Source organism: Bradyrhizobium yuanmingense (assembly GCF_900094575.1).
In the GTDB taxonomy this organism is placed as follows: Bacteria; Pseudomonadota; Alphaproteobacteria; order Rhizobiales; family Xanthobacteraceae; genus Bradyrhizobium; species Bradyrhizobium yuanmingense.
Genome location: NZ_FMAE01000002.1, coordinates 754,339 through 770,527 on the forward strand (window position 1 = coordinate 754,339; position 16,189 = coordinate 770,527).

Consider the following 16,189-nt stretch of genomic DNA (forward strand, 5'->3'; position numbering starts at 1 on the left):
GTGAGGGGTCTCTCTCCGCGACTTCAAATGGGAGTTGGATTCGCGGAGAGAGACCCCTCATCCGGCGCTTCGCGCCACCTTCTCCCACAAGGGGAGAAGGGAAGCCAAAATTCGCAGTCAGAGTGTTTCGACTAAAACCCGCGCGGTCAGATGGAGAGGCGTCCTCGTGACGCGATCTGTTGCTCCGGCGTCGTCTTTGCAACGGCGTTCTAGCTCGCCGGCCCTTCCGGCGACACGCTCTCGGCCAGCTCCGCGCGCTCGCTCTGCAGCACCTCGCGCGCAAACTCGATGATCTTCTGCTTGTTCGCCGTTTCGCGGACGGCAAAAAACACGCGGTTCAATTCCAGGCCGAGTACGCTGTTGAGGGCGATGTCCTCGTCTTCCATCGTTGGCTTCCCGCTTCGGATGTTCTCAGGTGTATCGTGGCGTCAATTCTGCCACAAGTAGTTAAATCCTCAGAGCGCATGAGCACCGGGAAACTACGGCCACAGCGAATTGAGGCGGTCTGTGAATACGTGCTATACGGAAGCGCGAGGGTCAGGAAACGTACGATGTCCGCCGTAGACTATGGCCGGGAGGCGCTCGACTTCATCGAAGGCCTGCAGACCTACCGCAAGGTACCAGAGGCCATGAACGCGCTCGAAGCGGCGTTCGGTCGCTTCGGCTTCGAAACCATCATCGTGACGGGGTTGCCCAATCCCGATCAGCAGTTTGCGCAGATGGTGCTCGCCAAACGCTGGCCTGCGGGATGGTTCAGCCTCTACACCGAGAAAAACTACGATCGTTTCGATCCCGTGGTGCGGTTGTGCCGGCAGTCGGTCAATCCGTTCGAGTGGTCGGAAGCGCCCTATGATGCGGAACTCGAGCCGAATGCGGCCGAGGTGATGAACCGTGCCAGCGAGTTCCGCATGTCGCGCGGCTTCATCGTGCCGATCCACGGGCTCACCGGCTACGAGGCCGCGGTCTCGCTCGGCGGCGTCCATCTCGACCTCAATGCGCGCAGCAAGCCGGCGCTGCACCTGATGGCGATGTATGGCTTCGACCATATTCGCCGCCTGCTCGAGCCGATGCCGCATCCGTCGACGCGCCTCACCCCGCGCGAGCGCGAGGTGATCGCCTGGGCTTCGCAGGGGAAGTCGGCCTGGGAAATCGGCGAGATCCTGCACATCACCCAGCGCACCGCCGAAGAGCATCTTGCAACTGCTGCGCGCAAGCTCGGCGCGGTCAACCGTACGCATGCGGTCGCGCTGGCGATTCGGAACAAGATCATCAATCCTTAAGCCGCCTTACTGGGAAATTTCCCAATACCGAAGCTGCGTCTTTTCGCAGAATCTCCCCCCATTGAGGATGAATGGGGGTTTTCATGATTCACGCAGTTTCCGCGGTAAATCGTCACCTTTATGAAGACGTAATCGAGCAGCATTTCCGGCTGCGTCACGACATCTTCGTCGAGGAGCGGCGCTGGGAGACGCTGCGCAGGCCGGATGGCCGTGAGATCGATTCCTACGACGACGAGGACACCGTCTACCTGCTGGCGCTGGAAGGCCGCCGCGTCGTGGGCGGTCATCGGCTCTATCCGACCACCAAGCCCTCGATGATGAGTGAGGTGTTTCCGCATCTGGCGGCGGTTCGCGGCTGGCCCGCCGATCCGCTAGTGTGGGAATGGTCGCGCTACTTCGTCGTGCGCGATCGCCGCGACGGCGCGCTCAACCTGCAACTGATGGCTGCGGTGCAGGAGTTCTGCCTCGACCAGGGAATCGCGCAGGTCAGCGCGATCATGGAGACCTGGTGGCTGCCGCGCTTCCACGAAGCCGGCTTCGTCGTGACGCCGCTCGGCCTACCGGCTCTGGTCGAGAACGCATGGACCATGGCGGCGACCATCGACATTCGTCGGGAGACGCTCGATGCCCTGCATCATCGGATCGGCACGGCTTCGGTCGTGCAGCAGGACGGCCCTCGTCTCGATGCCATCGCCCGTGCCAACCTCTGCGGTCATGTTGCCGCGCAACGAAAGAGCGCCTGAGATGTCGAACGTGATGCGGGACAGCCAGATCATGGCGCAAATGAAAGACGAGGATCTCGGCTACATGTCCGACATGGCGCTCGAACTGGCGCAAATGGCGGAGGACACCGGATTGACGACGCTCGCTTATCTGTTTCGGATGGCGGCCCTGGAGGCGTCGACGGCCAACAGCGTTCTCGCCGAGCCGGACGAGCTCCCCCGGCAGATGACGTCGCACTAGACGCAGCCCTGCTCGATTTTACGACGATCGTACCCTCTCACCGCCAGCCGGTGAGAGGGTGATGCCGTTTCGCTGCGGCAGGTTGCCTCATGCCGCGCGGCAGCTTTTTTGCATTGCGGGGCGCGTCCCGGCCGCAGGTGCCGAGATGCAACAAAGTGCATGTTTGATGTCGAATCGCTCTTGCCTTGGAACGATACTGCCATTACCCATTTTTCGGCCTTGAAGAGGCAGGGGGAGCTCTTTCACTGATGGCGACAGTGTTCGAACATCGGCGCGAGTCTGTATGCGCCTGAAAGAGTCCTGATGCTGCTCGTCGTCGAACAATTCTTGAATGGGTTGCAGTTCGGTCTGCTGCTGTTCCTGCTCGCCGCGGGCCTGACGCTGGTGTTCGGGATCATGGATCTCGTCAACCTCGCGCACGGCTCGCTCTATATGATGGGCGCCTATTTCGCCGCCACCTTCGCGGCCTGGACCGGCAGCTTCCTGCTCGGCGCGCTGATGGCGTTGGGCGCGACGCTCGTGCTCGGCATCGTGCTGGAGGTGAGCGCGCTGCGGCATCTCTATGGCCGCGACCATCTCGACCACGTGCTCGCGACCTTCGGCCTGATCCTGTTCTTCAACGAAGCCGTGCGGCTGATCTGGGGCCCGGCGGGCCTGGCGCTGCCGCTGCCGGCCTGGCTCACCGTGCCGGTGCCGATCCTGCCCGGCATTCACTATCCCGCCTATCGCCTCGCCATCATTGGGGTAGCGCTGCTGGTCGCGCTGCTGCTCTATCTCGGCGTGATGCGCACCCGCATCGGCATGCTGATCCGGGCCGGCGCATCCAACCGCGAGATGATCGGCGCGCTCGGCATCAACATCAAGCTGCTCTACACGCTGGTGTTCGGCCTGGGCGCCGCACTCGCGGGCCTTGCCGGGCTGATGCAGGCGCCGATCCTGACCGTGCAGATCGGCATGGGCGAGAACATCCTGATCCTCGCTTTCGTCATCATCGTGATCGGCGGCATCGGTTCGATCCGCGGCGCTTTCCTCGCTGCGATCTTCGTCGGCATGATCGACACGCTCGGCCGCGCCTTCCTTCCGAACCTGCTCCGCCAGGTGCTGAGCGGCGCCGCCGCATCCACCGCCGCGCCCGCGCTGTCCTCCATGCTGATCTATCTGCTGATGGCGATCGTGCTGGTGGTGCGGCCGGAGGGGCTGTTTCCGGCCAACCGTCGATGAAGAGTTTGAGCGTGAGCAAGGCCGTCACGGCCCTGATGCTGGCGGGCCTCGTGCTGCTGCCGCTCTACTCGCATCTGACTGGCAACATCTTCATCCTGACGCTGTTCACCCGCATCATCATCCTGGCGCTGGCGGCTGCGAGCCTCAACCTCATCATGGGATTTGCGGGCCTGATGAGCTTTGGCCATGCCGCGTATCTCGGCATCGGCGGCTATGCCGTCGGCATGCTCGCGCAGGAAGGCGTTGGGTCCGGCTTCATCCAGTTTCCGGTCGCGATTGCGGCGTCGGGGATCTATGCGCTGGTGATCGGCGCGCTGTCGCTGCGCACCCGTGGCGTCTACTTCATCATGATCACGCTGGCCTTCGCCCAGATGGCCTACTATGTCGCCTCGGGCCTGGCTCGTTACGGCGGCGACGACGGCCTGACCATCTACACGCGCAGCGACTTCTCGGGCCTGATCGATCTCGGCAACCGCACGCAGTTCTATTATCTCTGCCTCGCCTGCCTTTTCGGCGTCATGCTCCTGATATGGCGCATCGTCAACTCGCGCTTCGGTCTTGTCGTGCAGGGCCTGCGTTCCAACGAGCAGCGCATGCAGGCCATCGGCTTCCCGGCCAAGCGTTACCAACTGGTCTGCTTCGTCATATCAGGCACGATGTGCGGCCTTGCCGGCGCGCTGCTCGCCAACAACACCGATTTCGTAAGCCCGGCCGTGATGTACTGGACCCGTTCCGGCGACCTCATGGTGATGGTGATCCTGGGCGGCATGGGCACGCTGTTCGGCCCGGTCATGGGTGCGGTGGTGTTCCTGCTGCTGGAAGAACTGCTGTCGCAGATCACCGAATATTGGGCGCTGATCCTGGGCCCGCTGCTGCTGCTCATCGTCCTGTTCGGCCGCGGCGGCATCATGGGCGCACTCGGGAGGGCTGGCCGTGGCTGAACCCTTGCTCCGCGTCGAAAAGCTGGTGCGCCGCTTCGGCGGCATCGTCGCCACCGACAACGTCTCGCTCGACGTCGCATCCGGCGAGCTGCACGCCATCATCGGCCCGAACGGCGCCGGCAAGACCACGCTGATTAGCCAGCTCACCGGGCATCTCGAACCGCATTCCGGCAGCGTCTCGCTGGCGGGGCGCGACATCACCTATCTGCCGGCCTATCGCCGCTGCGCGTTGGGCCTGGCGCGTTCGTTCCAGATCACCTCGCTGCTGCTCGACTTCACCGCCGCGGACAATGTCGCGCTGGCGGCGCAGGCGCATGCCGGCACCTCGTTCCGATTCTTCGCCAATGCGCGGAAAGAGAAGGGTCTGCGCGATGCCGCCCAGGCGGCGCTCGATCGCGTCGGCCTCGGCCATCGCGCCGATATCGTGGTCTCCAGGCTCAGCCACGGCGAACGCCGCGAGCTGGAGCTCGCAGTCGCGCTCGCAAGTAAGCCGAAGCTGTTGCTACTCGACGAGCCGATGGCCGGCCTCGGCGTGACCGAATCCCAGCGCATGGTGAAGCTGCTCCAGGAGCTGCGGAAAGAGGTCTCGATCGTGCTGGTCGAGCACGACATGCCGGCGGTGTTCGCGCTGGCCGACCGCATCACGGTGCTGGTCTATGGCCGCGTCATCGCCTCCGGCGACCCGGCCGCGATCCGGGCCAATGAGGACGTCAAGCGCGCCTATCTCGGCGATCAGCATGTGGTGACGCATCATGGCTGACACGCTGCTCGAGGTCGACGGCATCGAGACCTGCTACGGCCTGTCCCAGGTGCTGTTCGGCCTGTCGCTGTCGATCAAGCCGGGCGAGATGGTCTCGCTGATGGGCCGCAACGGCATGGGCAAGACCACCACCATCCGCTCCATCATGGGCCTGACGCCGGCGCGCGCGGGCACCATTCGCTTCGCGGGCGCGGAGGTGCGGCAGCTTCCGTCCTACCGGATTGCGAAACTCGGTGTTGGTCTCGTGCCCGAGGGCCGGCAGATCTTTCCGAACCTCACCGTGCGCGAAAACCTGGTCGCGGCCGCGGCGGATCGCTTCAACAGCGATAATCCCTGGACGCTCGCCGCGATCTACGTGATGTTTCCGCGCCTCGCCGAACGCGCGTCCAACATGGGCAACCAGCTTTCCGGTGGCGAGCAGCAGATGCTCGCGATCGGCCGCGCGCTGATGACGAATCCAAAGCTCCTGATCCTGGACGAGGCGACCGAAGGCCTCGCGCCGCTGATCCGGCAGGAGATCTGGAATTGCCTGTCGCTACTCAAGAGCCGCGGACAGTCGATCCTGGTCGTCGACAAGAACGTCGACCATCTCGCCCGCATCTGCGATCGCCACTACATCATCGAGCGCGGCAAGACGGTGTGGAGCGGCACCTCCGACGAGCTGATGGCCGCGCCGGACCTGCAGCACAAATATCTGGGAATTTAAACGCGTTCGTCGCCTTCGCCGCGGCAATGCGAGCTACTCTTCGAGCAAATCCAAATTCGAAATCCTCCAAACAGCGCGCTGAGCTCTTGAGCGTGCCGCCGTCAGCCGTCAAAGAAGACGCGGCGTTGTGGATTCGATGCGGGACTTTTACGAGCAAATTGTCGGGTTGCCTGAGGACGACGTCGGTTCCGCACAGCGAGGGGCAGCCCAATGGCTGGATTATCCGGGCTGCGTGGTCGTCCAAGGTGAGTTCCGAGCCGACGCCGAGGGGCCTGCAATCGCAGCGCCGGGCTTGTTCATCTCGGTGGCGTTCGATCAAGCCGGTGCTGGCCCCGGCACTCTGACGCGCTCGATCGGCGAGAGGCGGATGGGGGTGATCGCGGTGCGCGAGTCCCTCGCCGTGAAGCGCTCAATGCGGTGCGCCATCGGCCTTGCGTTGCCCGGAGCATCCATCGATCAGCTCGGACTCGGCGCCGCGTTTCGGGCGCTGTTCAAGGACGAAGGATCTGGCGCGGTCGTCCTCTCGCTGGCCGCATCAGCGCGCGTGCGGGCCGTCGCGGCGGAAATGTTCTCGCCGCCGGTCGCCGGAAACGCGGCGCGATTGCTGATGTCGGCGCATGCCGCCGAGATCGTCGTCCATGCCTTGTTCGGCGAGTGCAGCCGGATCGCGGTCGATCCGGCAACAGACCTCCAGCGCATGCGCCTGCAATCGGTCAAGGAGCGGATGGATGCCGACCTCGGCTATCCCTGGAGCATCGACGAGCTGGCGCGGAACGCAGGCCTGAGCCGGCGATCTTTCAATCAGAAATTCCAGATCGCCTATGGCGAGAGCGCCATCGACTATCTGAGGGCGCGCCGGCTCGATACTGCACGAGCCCTTCTGATTCACCAGCGCCTGTCGGTCACCGAGGCGGCCTATCGGGTCGGCTATACCCATCCGGCGAACTTCGCGACGGCCTTTCGCAGGCGCTTCGGTCATTCGCCCAGTCGCTGCGAGTAACGGCAGCAGGCGATGCGCCGCCTCACGCCTCAGTCTTGAAAGCCTCCACGTGGACTCAAAGGCGATTTGCGCAGTCGCAAAGGCGTCGTGCGTCTCGATCTGATTACTCCCGGGTGGTCCAAAGACGGAGCTTGGGGAAGACAATGAGGCGTGGCGACGGACAGACGTTCGGTTGGGAACGGTTGATGAAGGCTGGTCTGGGGGCGGCCGGTCTGGGCGTGGTTTTGCAGGTGACACCGACCCTTGCACAGGTCTCCGGGACCAATTCGGGATCGACGGCCGCGTCATTGCCGCCCGTCACCGTGGAGGCGCCGAATCAGGTGCGCCCGCGCGCCGTGTCTGCCCAGCGCAATTCACCGTCGCAACGCGGCCGTGTCGCGGCGCAACGCAATGCCGCCTCCAGGCAAGCCGCAAGCCAGGATGCGCGCGAGGCAGGTGGCGGTCGCGCCACGATATCGAGCGAGAACAGCTACGTTGCCAGCAGCAGCTCCGCCGGCACCAAGACGAACACGCCCCTGCTGGAGACGCCGCAGTCGATCTCGGTCGTGACGCGCAAGGAGCTCAACGACCGCGCCGTGCAGACGCTGACGCAGGCAGTCGGCTATGAGCCGGGCGTGCGCATCGATGCCTCGGGCTACGATCCGCGCTTCGACGCCATCTCGATCCGCGGCTTCGACATCACCTATAACGGCATCTATCTCGACGGCCTGCGTCTCGTCGGCGCTGGCCTTGGCGTGTTCAAGACGGAGCCCTATGGGGTCGACAGCATCACCGTGGTCCGCGGCCCGAGCTCGGCGCTCTACGGCCTCGGCTCGCCAGGCGGACTGATCGATCTGCAAAGCAAGCTGCCGACCAGCCAGCCTTTCCACGAGGTGCAGACGCTGTTCGGCGATCGCGAACGCGTTCAGGGCAATTTCGATTTTTCGGGGCCGATCGATCCCAACGGCCAATTCTCCTATCGGCTGACCGGCATGGTGCGAGACGCCGACGTGTTCGTGCCGGGCGGCAAGGACAACCGCACCTATGTCGCTCCCGCCGTCACCTGGAGACCCGACCAATCGACAACCCTCACGCTTCTCGGCGCCTATCAGAAATCGAAGACGCCGGGCTCGATGTTCACCTATTCTTCGGGCATCGGGACGACGACGGACATCTTCACGGGCAGCCCGTCCTACAATTCGCTCGACCAGGAGCAGGGGCGCATCGGCTATCTGTTCGAGCACGCGTTCGACAACGCCGTGACCGTCCGCCAGAAATTCCGCTACGTCGATCTCGACGCTGTCACGCGCTATGTCGGCTTTCTCGGTGCTCCCGTCGGCAACGTCGTGTCGCGTTATACCGGCTACGTCCACGACACGCTGCAATCGGCCATCATGGACAACCAGGTCGAGGCGAAGCTCTCCACCGGCCCGGTGCAGCACACGCTTCTGGTCGGCACCGACTACACATCGTCGAAGTTCACCGACAAGCAGGGGTTCGGCTTCGGCGTGTCCGATCTCAATCTGGCTGCGCCGGTCTATGCGCCGGAATCCATTCCGGATCCCGCGATCTCCTCGTCCACGGCGCAGCGGCAAACCCAGTCCGGCGTCTACATTCAGGACCAGACCAAACTCGACCACTGGATCCTGACGCTGAGCGGCCGCAGCGACTGGGTCCGCACCACCGGCGAGGACCGGTTCGCGCTGACAAGACAGACGCAATCTGATCAGGCCTATAGTGGGCGGGCAGGCCTGACCTATTTGTTCGATTCCGGTGTGGCGCCCTACATCGCCTATTCGACGTCGTTTTTTCCCAATCTCGGCGTCGATCCCTCAGGCGCCTTCTTCAAGCCGACCACCGGCAAGCAGACCGAGATCGGCGTGAAGTATCAGCCGCCGGGGACGCGAAGCCTCATTACCGCTGCCGTGTTCGACCTGACGCAGGATGGCGGCCTGGTGACGACGGGCACCGGCGTGACGGTCCAGCGCGGCGAAATTCAAAGCCGCGGCTTCGAATTGCAGGGGCTTGCAAGCCTCGGCAATGGTTTCGACATCACCTCGTCCTACACCTATCTCGACATGGTCACCAAGCAGGCCGGCGACAGCGCGCTGGTCGGCAAGTTTCCGTCGGGCAATCCTCCGCACACCGTGACGCTGTGGGGCAATTACGCCCTGCCGCTGGCTGGTCCCTTCGCGGGCCTGAGCGTCGGTGCCGGCGCGCGCTACATGTCTTGGAGCTATGGCGACGACGCGAACACGTTCAAGAACAGCTCGGTGACCCTGGTCGATGCCGCGCTGAAATACGATTTCAGCCAGGCCGCAAAGGAGCTGAAGGGCCTCACGTTCCAGGTCAACGCCAAGAACCTGTTCAATGTGCACTACACGACGTGTCAGGTCGGTTACTGCTACCGGGGCGCGCCGCTGACCGTCATCGCCACGCTCGGCTATCGCTGGTGAGCGGAGCTGCCGGGCGGACGTCGCCGGACAATTACCAATAGATCCCGTGGCGGTGCAGTTCGCGGATCACGCGGGCTTCGACAGATGGCTGCCGGCGTTTCGGCTTTGGCGCTTCGGTCGTCTTTGCCGGCGTCGTGCTTGATTGCACCGGAGCTGCGGCGGTTGGTGCCGTTGCGGCGGGTGCGGTCGGCGTCTGGACGTTTGCCGGTGACGCTTGCGTCGCCTGCGGCGGCACGGCGGCCGGCGCGGCCGGCTGCTCGGTGGCCGGTTGCTTCGAATCGGCCGCCGCCAGGCTGAGGCTCCGCGAGCCTCCGGCATGGGCCTGGCTTGCGAGCAGCGACATCGCGGCGATCAGGATCAGCTTGCGCATGGCAATCCCCGTCATCTGGTCAATCGATCTTACCCAATTCCCTTGGGCTTCATGGACCTAACGCGCGAGGCGGTGCGTGCCGATCTCGATCAGGGTGGTCCGGCAGGACAGGCGATAGATCAGGCTGAAAAGTTGACCCCACATGACCGAACTCCGTTGTTGATCAATGCAGAGAATCTAGACCGCCTGCCTTTCCGGCGTTTTTCGCCGGGTGAGGAAAATGGCTTCGTCCGGGGGCGGCGCGATGTCGTCGCAACAGTCCGGAAGAAGTCGCCTCACGCGGGCGTGAAGCAGCGCGCCGAGCGGGGCCGATCGGATTCCGATCAAGGCCGGTAGTTCTCCCGGGATGAAGCGCCCGCAGCGCGGCAGTAACGTGCGGGCGCCTCAGCCCCGGTTATTGTATGAGTTCCGATCGCCAAGACGATCCGCCGATCCTCATCTGCTCAAAATGCAGGCGGCCAATGAAGTTCCTGGCGACACTACCTGGAATAGTCACGCTGCCTGCGGAGCACGTTTATCATTGCGTCCAGTGCCGTCGCGTCGACACGATTCGGCTGAAGTGACGCTCTGGTGGCCGGGGCGGGCCGCTTACAGCAGTTGTAGCTGCTCCCGCCGCCGCGAAACCGGTGCTATAATATCGTGAACACAAGAGAACAGGGAGGACACCATGAACCACACCATGGTTCCCAGTGATCGCGTGGAGCACGTCGCCGTCTACGGACGCGACGGCACGAAGCTCGGCACGATCGAGCGGTTGATGCTCGACAAGATGAGCGGAACGGTTGCCTATGCCGTGATCAAGACCGGCGGGCTGCTCGGTACGCGTCACCATTATCCGCTGCAGTGGAGCGCGCTGAAATACGATCCAGCACGGCAGGCGTTCCAGACCGAGCAGACGCTGGACGAACTCAGCAGCGGCCCGTGCGAGTTCGATGGCGACGCGTTCGACTGGGGCGACCGCTCGCGGCCCTACCCGCATCCGCATTACTGGTCGGTCTAGCGAGCAAGACGGTTCGGCCGCGGAGCAGTATTTGACGCGAGCGCCCGCTATCCCGCGAGCGGCTGCTCGCCGACCTTGGGCCAATAGGTGCCGAAGCTCCAGAGCCCGCCCTCCGGATCGCGTGCGGCGAAATCGCGGCTGCCATAATCGGTCGTGTAGGGCTCCATCTCGATCTGCGCCCCGGCGGCTTTCACCTTTTGAAAGAGCGCGTCGGGATCCTCCACGGCCAGATAGACGGCATCCGTCCGCCGGCCGCCGATGTCGCCAACCAATTTGCCGTAGGCATCGTCGCGATGCGCGCCCAGCATGAGGATCGACGATCCGAACGCCAGCTCGGCGTGAACGACCGTGCCCTCCTTGCGGTACACCACCCGTTCGGTGAAGCCGAGAACGTCCTTCAGCCAGGCGATCATCGCCTCGGCATCCCTACAGCGCATGGTGTGGTAGAGGCGCGGCGCTTCGTAGCCGTTCGGCTGGTTCATGACACTCTCCAGGTTCGGTGCAAGCTTGTTGCGAAGCCGACCCTAGTTCGGATCATGGCGGCCGGCTTGAACAAATGGGACCTGACCGTGCCTCGCGCCGTCTTGCCGCTGTTTTGGCGCTAGCCCCCGCCGTCCCGCATCAGGCGTGAATCGACGACATCGAGCCGCGCGGCCCATCCGGTCGGCGTCTCTCCGCTGAACATCCGGAAATCGCGAGCAAGATGTGCCTGGTCGGCATAGCCGGCGTCCGCGGCAATGGCCGCCCAGCCGCCTGCGCCATCCGTCCGGGCCAGGACGCAAGCGCGATGAAAGCGCAGCATCTGGGCCAGCGTCTTTGGCGGAGCGCCGATCTCGCGGTGGAAGCGGCGTGTGAGATGCTTGCGGCTCCAGCCGATGTCGGAGGCAATGTCGGCGATCCTGACCGCGCCCGCGCCTCGCCACAGCGTCTCCAGCGCGAAGGCGACCTCAGGCGAGGGCTCGTGTACGGCGCGGCGAAGCACGAAGTCTTCGACGATCTCGAATCGTCGCTGCCAGCCGGCCGCCTCGGCCACCCTGGCGCGGAGTTCCCTGCCGTGCCGTCCCAGAATGTCGTCGAGCCCGACGATCCGCGCGGTCAGATCGGGCACGGCGCCTCCGAAGAAGCGATACGCCCCGAGCGGCGTGAAATCGACCTGAACGCATTCGGCGCGCCCGTCGGATTCGATCACGACCGGCCCAGGAAACAGACCCGCTGCGAAACTCGGCCGCGCATCGGCGGTGTCCGGTCGGTGTCCGAGCGCAATGCGGAAGGGCGTTCCCAAATTCACCAGCAGAGGCAGTGCAAGCGGCGCGGCGTGGCGGAAGGCGGCCAAGCCGATCCCGCGCTCGCGGTAGAAGGAAATGCTGGAGATCAGCCGCGCAAGACGCGGCGAGGGCGGTCGACGGATGACATCGGGAGGTGCGTCCATCACGCGCTAACGCTCCGTTGCTTCGCGCTCCATGCGTATGGTGTCGCGGAGCATGTCGGTCATGCCTGGAGCTTAGCAGGCGATCGCAGCGGAACTCAAATGACCCGGTGCGTGGCACGCCGTCGAATTGCGCCGAAGCGCTGCCGCCCCGTCACGGCCGGTTGCGCATCCAGTCGGCCAGGCCCGCTATCGCCTTGTCGAGATCCTGGCGCGCGGCGGCGTCGGGGATCGTCTCCTCCAGCGCGCCGCGCATGCAGAGCATCCAGGCGTCGCGCTCGGCGTCCCCAATGGCGAAGCCGAAATGGCGCTGGCGCAGCCGCGGATGACCTTTCTCGGGTGTATAGAGCCGCGGGCCACCGGTCCATTCGGTGAGATAGCGCTTCAGCACGTCCCTGATCAGGCCAAGGTCGTCCGCATGCATGGCGCGGATGATCTTCGCCTCCGGCAGCGTGTCCATGCGGTCGTAGAAGCGGTCGACGAGGGCGTCGATCGTGGCGCTGCCGCCGATCCGCTCGAACATGGAGGTGGCGACGTCGGTGGACGTCATCGCTACAGCGCCACGCTGCGCAGGCCGAAGCTGCGGGCTTCGTTCTGCAGCACCGGCCGCACCGCATCGATCAGGCGTGCGGCGGCGGCATCGACGGAGAGGCCGGCGGTATCCACCACCGCGGTCGCGCGCGAATACAACGGCTCGCGGCTGAGCAGGATGTTGCGCAGCTCCGTCATCGCCGAGCGATCATCAGCCATCGGGCGTAGATCGCCCTGGCGACGCACGCGCGCCATGTGCTCCTCGGGCTCGGCCTTCAGCCAGATCGTGTAGAACGAGGAGAGGACCTGATCGAAGGTCAGGGGCTCGGAGACGATGCCGCCGCCGGTTGCCAGCACCATCAGCTCGTTGCGCGCGAGCAGCTGTTGCAGTGCCGCCTGCTCCATGCGGCGAAAGCCTTCCTGGCCGTACAGCGCGATGATCTCGGCGACCGAGAGCCCGTTCTGCTGCTCGACCTCCTTGTTGAGCTCGACGAAACTCCAGCCGATCCTCTTCGCCAGCATCCGCCCAAGTGTGGACTTGCCGGCGCCGCGCAGGCCGATCAGCGCGATCCCGCAGAACGGCGCGCGCCGAGGCGCGGTTGCGCTGCCGCCGGCGAGCAGATCCTTGGCCTGAGCAATCTGCGCGGGCGTCGCCTTGCGCAGGAGGTCGCGAAACACCTGCCAGTCCGGGGTCGGATCGGCGCTGGGCAGCAAATCTTCGAGATGGGCGCCCATCGCGTCGGAGACGCGGCGCAGCAGCACGATCGAGACATTGCCCTTGCCGCTCTCGAGCTGCGCGATGTAGCGCTCCGAAATTCCCGACACCTTGGCGAGTACCTTGCGCGACATGCCGCGCAGCGCGCGCATGGTGCGCACACGCTGGCCGAGTTGTTCGAGGAAGCGGGATTCGGCGTCGGGACTTTCGGTCATGAGTCTTCTTTACAGGGGTCCTGCGGCGCGTTTTAATGAAACATAGTGCCTGCTGGCATTGACAGCAAGCCGCCGTGGTGTCTTTCTATGAATTATAATTCTAATTCCGGGGAGATGTCCGTGAGCGAGGGATCCTATAACGCGGTGACCTGGCTGCTCGACCGTAACGTCAGGGAGGGCAGGGGCAGTAAGCTCGCCTTCGACGACACCGTCTCGCGACTCACCTATGGCGAGCTCCAGCAACAGACCCGGCGCGCCGCCAACATGCTGCGCCGGCTCGGCGTCCGCCGCGAGGAGCGCGTGGCGATGATCATGCTGGATACAATCGATTTCCCGATCGTGTTCCTGGGCGCGATCCGCGCCGGCATCGTGCCGGTGCCGCTCAACACGCTGCTGACCGCGGACCAATACGCCTACATCCTCGCCGACTGCCGCGCGCGCGTGCTGTTCGTGTCCGAAGCGCTCTATCCCGTCATCAAGGACGTTGTCGGCCGCATGCCGGATCTCGAGCATGTCGTGGTCTCCGGCGCCAAGCAGAACGGCCACAAGCAGCTTGCCGAAGAGCTCGCTGGCGAGAACGATCAGTTCACCACCGCCGTGACGCATCCGGACGAGCCGGCGTTCTGGCTGTACTCGTCGGGCTCGACGGGCATGCCGAAGGGCGTGCGCCATTTGCATTCCAATTTGCAGGCCACTGCCGACACCTATGCCAAGCAGGTGCTCGGCATCCGTGAGAGCGATGTGTGTCTCTCCGCGGCGAAATTGTTCTTCGCCTATGGCCTCGGCAATGCGCTGACCTTTCCAATGTCTGTCGGTGCCAGCGTGATCCTCAACAGCGAGCGTCCGACGCCGGCGCGGATGTTCGACCTGATGAACCGCTACAATCCCTCGATCTTCTATGGCGTGCCGACCTTGTTCGCCGCGATGCTCAACGACGAGACCATGAAGAGCGAGCGCGGCGGCAAGGCTTTGCGCATCTGCACCTCCGCCGGCGAGGCGCTGCCGGAATCCGTCGGCCACAGCTGGAAGGCACGGTTCGGTGTCGACATTCTCGACGGCGTCGGCTCGACCGAGCTGTTGCACATTTTTCTGTCGAACGCGCCCGGCGACATCAGATACGGTTCCTCCGGCAAGCCGGTGCCGGGCTATGCGGTGCGGCTCGTCAACGAGGCGGGCCAGGACGTCGCCGACGGCGAGGTCGGCGAGCTCCTGGTCGATGCGCCCTCCGCCGGCGAGGGCTACTGGAACCAGCGTCACAAGAGCCGCCGCACCTTCGAGGGGCCGTGGACCCGCACCGGCGACAAATACATTCGTGACGCCGACGGCCGCTTCACGTTCTGCGGCCGCGCCGACGACATGTTCAAGGTCTCCGGCATCTGGGTCTCGCCGTTCGAAGTGGAGAGCGCGCTGATCACGCATCCGGCCGTGCTGGAAGCTGCCGTCGTGCCCGAGGCCGATCCGGAAGGCCTCCTGAAGCCGAAAGCCTTCGTCGTGTTGCGCCCAGGCGCAAAGACGACGGACTTGCAGGAGATGCTCAAGGAGCACGTCAAGCAGAAGATCGGCCCCTGGAAATATCCGCGCTGGATCGATGTGGTGGACTCGCTGCCGAAGACCGCGACCGGAAAGATCCAAAGGTTCAAGCTGCGGGAAGGCGCGCGTTAATTGGCCACCTGCAACAGGCCGTGATGGCCGGGCTTGACCTGGCCATCCACGCGCCGCCACGCGTGAGAAAAGACGTGGATGCCCGGGTCAAGCCCGGGCATGACGATCGAGAGAGAAGAGCGCAGAAATGACCAATCTCACCCCCACCGGCTTCCTCGACATCGACGGCGCCAGCCTCGAATACAGATGGCTCGCGCCGCCAGTCCCCGACGCGCCCACCATCGTGATGCTGCATGAGGGCCTCGGCTGCGTCGGCCTCTGGGGTGATTTCCCCGAGAAGCTGCAGCAGGCCACGGGCGCGGGCATCTTCGCCTATTCGCGCGCAGGCTACGGCCAGTCCAGCCCGGTCGCGCTGCCGCGGGCGCTCGACTACATGCATCGTGAGGCGCTGGACGTGTTGCCGAAGCTGCTCGACATGATCGGGTTCAAGCGCGGCCTTCTGCTCGGCCATTCCGATGGTGCCTCGATCGCGACCATCTATGCCGGGGCGCATCAGGATCATCGCCTCAATGGGCTCGTGCTGATCGCGCCGCATTTCGTCGTCGAGGACATCTCGATCAAATCCATCGCCGCGATCAAGACGACGTTCGAGACCACGGACCTCAGGTCGAAGCTCGCGCGCTGGCACAAGGACGTCGACAACGCCTTCCATGGCTGGAACGGCGCCTGGCTCGATCCGAAATTCCGCGATTGGGATATCTCCGAATACCTCGCCTACATCCGCGTGCCCGTGATGATCGTGCAAGGCGCAGATGACCAATACGGGACGCTGCGCCAGGCCGAGATCGCACAGGAGGAATGTTACTGCCCGGTCGACCTGAAAATCATTGCCGGCGCGGCGCATTCCCCGCATCGCGAGGCCCCGGGGCCGACCCTCGATGCCATCATGCAGTTTGCAAAGGCCGCCTTGCGGGATGATCCAGGGCTTCAGGCCGCGTGACCTCCATGCGGATTTAGATGAAGC

The 16,189-nt window shown here is 64.4% G+C and carries 18 protein-coding genes; 12 read left to right on the forward strand and 6 right to left on the reverse strand.

Going from position 1 to position 16,189, the window contains the following annotated elements:
• Nucleotides 1–209: 209 nt before the first annotated feature.
• Complete coding sequence (locus tag GA0061099_RS39845; RefSeq protein ID WP_036001797.1) at nt 210–386, reverse strand: hypothetical protein; 177 nt, start codon at nt 384–386, stop codon at nt 210–212.
• Between the two features lie 165 nt (nt 387–551).
• Here GA0061099_RS39845 and GA0061099_RS08590 point away from each other — a divergent pair, with 165 nt between their 5' ends.
• The 9 genes from GA0061099_RS08590 to GA0061099_RS08630 all read left to right on the forward strand — a co-directional run bounded on the left by GA0061099_RS08590 (nt 552) and on the right by GA0061099_RS08630 (nt 9,306).
• Entirely contained in the window at nt 552–1,280 is a 729-nt protein-coding gene (locus GA0061099_RS08590) for a helix-turn-helix transcriptional regulator (protein ID WP_036001794.1), read from the forward strand.
• An 83-nt stretch (nt 1,281–1,363) separates the two neighbouring features.
• Nucleotides 1,364–2,023, forward strand: coding sequence for an acyl-homoserine-lactone synthase (locus GA0061099_RS08595; RefSeq protein WP_036020350.1), 660 nt, complete (start codon nt 1,364–1,366; stop codon nt 2,021–2,023).
• A 1-nt stretch (nt 2,024) separates the two neighbouring features.
• Complete coding sequence (locus GA0061099_RS08600; RefSeq protein WP_036001783.1) at nt 2,025–2,243, forward strand: hypothetical protein; 219 nt, start codon at nt 2,025–2,027, stop codon at nt 2,241–2,243.
• A gap of 303 nt (nt 2,244–2,546) precedes the next feature.
• Nucleotides 2,547–3,464, forward strand: a complete 918-nt coding sequence (locus GA0061099_RS08605; protein WP_036001780.1) for a branched-chain amino acid ABC transporter permease — start codon at nt 2,547–2,549, stop codon at nt 3,462–3,464.
• The gene (locus GA0061099_RS08610) at nt 3,461–4,405 is read left to right on the forward strand and encodes a branched-chain amino acid ABC transporter permease (protein ID WP_036020352.1); all 945 of its coding nucleotides are present in this window, start codon (nt 3,461–3,463) and stop codon (nt 4,403–4,405) included. The genes GA0061099_RS08605 and GA0061099_RS08610 overlap by 4 nt, the downstream gene beginning before the upstream one ends.
• Nucleotides 4,398–5,165 carry an ABC transporter ATP-binding protein gene (locus GA0061099_RS08615; protein ID WP_036020354.1) on the forward strand — a complete coding sequence of 256 codons (768 nt, stop codon included), beginning with the start codon at nt 4,398–4,400 and terminating at the stop codon, nt 5,163–5,165. Before GA0061099_RS08610 ends, GA0061099_RS08615 begins: the two co-directional genes overlap by 8 nt.
• Nucleotides 5,158–5,871 carry an ABC transporter ATP-binding protein gene (locus GA0061099_RS08620; protein ID WP_036001768.1) on the forward strand — a complete coding sequence of 238 codons (714 nt, stop codon included), beginning with the start codon at nt 5,158–5,160 and terminating at the stop codon, nt 5,869–5,871. Before GA0061099_RS08615 ends, GA0061099_RS08620 begins: the two co-directional genes overlap by 8 nt.
• A 232-nt stretch (nt 5,872–6,103) precedes the next feature.
• Entirely contained in the window at nt 6,104–6,871 is a 768-nt protein-coding gene (locus GA0061099_RS08625; protein ID WP_244429297.1) for a helix-turn-helix transcriptional regulator, read from the forward strand.
• A gap of 185 nt (nt 6,872–7,056) precedes the next feature.
• On the forward strand, nt 7,057–9,306 hold the full coding sequence (locus tag GA0061099_RS08630; RefSeq protein ID WP_036020373.1) for a TonB-dependent siderophore receptor: 2,250 nt from the start codon (nt 7,057–7,059) through the stop codon (nt 9,304–9,306).
• Nucleotides 9,307–9,337: 31 nt separating this feature from the next.
• Here GA0061099_RS08630 and GA0061099_RS08635 read toward each other — a convergent pair whose 3' ends face one another.
• A complete protein-coding gene (locus tag GA0061099_RS08635; RefSeq protein ID WP_370142355.1) occupies nt 9,338–9,691 on the reverse strand; it encodes a hypothetical protein in 354 nt (117 codons plus the stop codon).
• Between the two features lie 652 nt (nt 9,692–10,343).
• On the opposite strand from GA0061099_RS08635, the gene GA0061099_RS08640 reads away from it, so the two are divergent.
• The gene (locus GA0061099_RS08640) at nt 10,344–10,676 is read left to right on the forward strand and encodes a PRC-barrel domain-containing protein (RefSeq protein WP_036001758.1); all 333 of its coding nucleotides are present in this window, start codon (nt 10,344–10,346) and stop codon (nt 10,674–10,676) included.
• A gap of 47 nt (nt 10,677–10,723) precedes the next feature.
• On the opposite strand, the gene GA0061099_RS08645 is transcribed toward GA0061099_RS08640, so the two are convergent.
• The 4 genes from GA0061099_RS08645 to GA0061099_RS08660 all read right to left on the reverse strand — a co-directional run bounded on the left by GA0061099_RS08645 (nt 10,724) and on the right by GA0061099_RS08660 (nt 13,563).
• On the reverse strand, nt 10,724–11,158 hold the full coding sequence (locus GA0061099_RS08645) for a VOC family protein (RefSeq protein WP_036020379.1): 435 nt from the start codon (nt 11,156–11,158) through the stop codon (nt 10,724–10,726).
• Nucleotides 11,159–11,277: 119 nt separating this feature from the next.
• On the reverse strand, nt 11,278–12,009 hold the full coding sequence (locus tag GA0061099_RS08650) for an AraC family transcriptional regulator (RefSeq protein WP_225113437.1): 732 nt from the start codon (nt 12,007–12,009) through the stop codon (nt 11,278–11,280).
• A 247-nt stretch (nt 12,010–12,256) separates the two neighbouring features.
• On the reverse strand, nt 12,257–12,652 hold the full coding sequence (locus GA0061099_RS08655; protein ID WP_036020392.1) for a group II truncated hemoglobin: 396 nt from the start codon (nt 12,650–12,652) through the stop codon (nt 12,257–12,259).
• 2 nt (nt 12,653–12,654) lie between these two features.
• Nucleotides 12,655–13,563: a helix-turn-helix transcriptional regulator gene (locus GA0061099_RS08660; RefSeq protein ID WP_036001723.1), complete on the reverse strand. Its 909-nt coding sequence runs from the start codon at nt 13,561–13,563 to the stop codon at nt 12,655–12,657.
• 120 nt (nt 13,564–13,683) lie between these two features.
• Between GA0061099_RS08660 and GA0061099_RS08665 the strand changes: the two genes are divergently transcribed.
• Nucleotides 13,684–15,225, forward strand: coding sequence for a benzoate-CoA ligase family protein (locus GA0061099_RS08665; RefSeq protein WP_036020441.1), 1,542 nt, complete (start codon nt 13,684–13,686; stop codon nt 15,223–15,225).
• Nucleotides 15,226–15,352: 127 nt separating this feature from the next.
• A complete protein-coding gene (locus GA0061099_RS08670; RefSeq protein ID WP_036020394.1) occupies nt 15,353–16,165 on the forward strand; it encodes an alpha/beta fold hydrolase in 813 nt (270 codons plus the stop codon).
• Nucleotides 16,166–16,189 lie beyond the last annotated feature (24 nt).

What these genes read in the sequence shown, in the direction of transcription:
- GA0061099_RS39845 (WP_036001797.1), bottom strand. Translation starts at nt 386, where the DNA reads ATGGAAGACGAGGACATCGCCCTCAACAGCGTACTCGGCCTGGAATTG.
- GA0061099_RS08590 (WP_036001794.1), top strand. Translation starts at nt 552, where the DNA reads ATGTCCGCCGTAGACTATGGCCGGGAGGCGCTCGACTTCATCGAAGGC.
- GA0061099_RS08595 (WP_036020350.1), top strand. Translation starts at nt 1,364, where the DNA reads ATGATTCACGCAGTTTCCGCGGTAAATCGTCACCTTTATGAAGACGTA.
- GA0061099_RS08600 (WP_036001783.1), top strand. Translation starts at nt 2,025, where the DNA reads ATGTCGAACGTGATGCGGGACAGCCAGATCATGGCGCAAATGAAAGAC.
- GA0061099_RS08605 (WP_036001780.1), top strand. Translation starts at nt 2,547, where the DNA reads ATGCTGCTCGTCGTCGAACAATTCTTGAATGGGTTGCAGTTCGGTCTG.
- GA0061099_RS08610 (WP_036020352.1), top strand. Translation starts at nt 3,461, where the DNA reads ATGAAGAGTTTGAGCGTGAGCAAGGCCGTCACGGCCCTGATGCTGGCG.
- GA0061099_RS08620 (WP_036001768.1), top strand. Translation starts at nt 5,158, where the DNA reads ATGGCTGACACGCTGCTCGAGGTCGACGGCATCGAGACCTGCTACGGC.
- GA0061099_RS08630 (WP_036020373.1), top strand. Translation starts at nt 7,057, where the DNA reads ATGAAGGCTGGTCTGGGGGCGGCCGGTCTGGGCGTGGTTTTGCAGGTG.
- GA0061099_RS08635 (WP_370142355.1), bottom strand. Translation starts at nt 9,691, where the DNA reads ATGACGGGGATTGCCATGCGCAAGCTGATCCTGATCGCCGCGATGTCG.
- GA0061099_RS08640 (WP_036001758.1), top strand. Translation starts at nt 10,344, where the DNA reads ATGAACCACACCATGGTTCCCAGTGATCGCGTGGAGCACGTCGCCGTC.
- GA0061099_RS08645 (WP_036020379.1), bottom strand. Translation starts at nt 11,158, where the DNA reads ATGAACCAGCCGAACGGCTACGAAGCGCCGCGCCTCTACCACACCATG.
- GA0061099_RS08655 (WP_036020392.1), bottom strand. Translation starts at nt 12,652, where the DNA reads ATGACGTCCACCGACGTCGCCACCTCCATGTTCGAGCGGATCGGCGGC.
- GA0061099_RS08660 (WP_036001723.1), bottom strand. Translation starts at nt 13,563, where the DNA reads ATGACCGAAAGTCCCGACGCCGAATCCCGCTTCCTCGAACAACTCGGC.
- GA0061099_RS08670 (WP_036020394.1), top strand. Translation starts at nt 15,353, where the DNA reads ATGACCAATCTCACCCCCACCGGCTTCCTCGACATCGACGGCGCCAGC.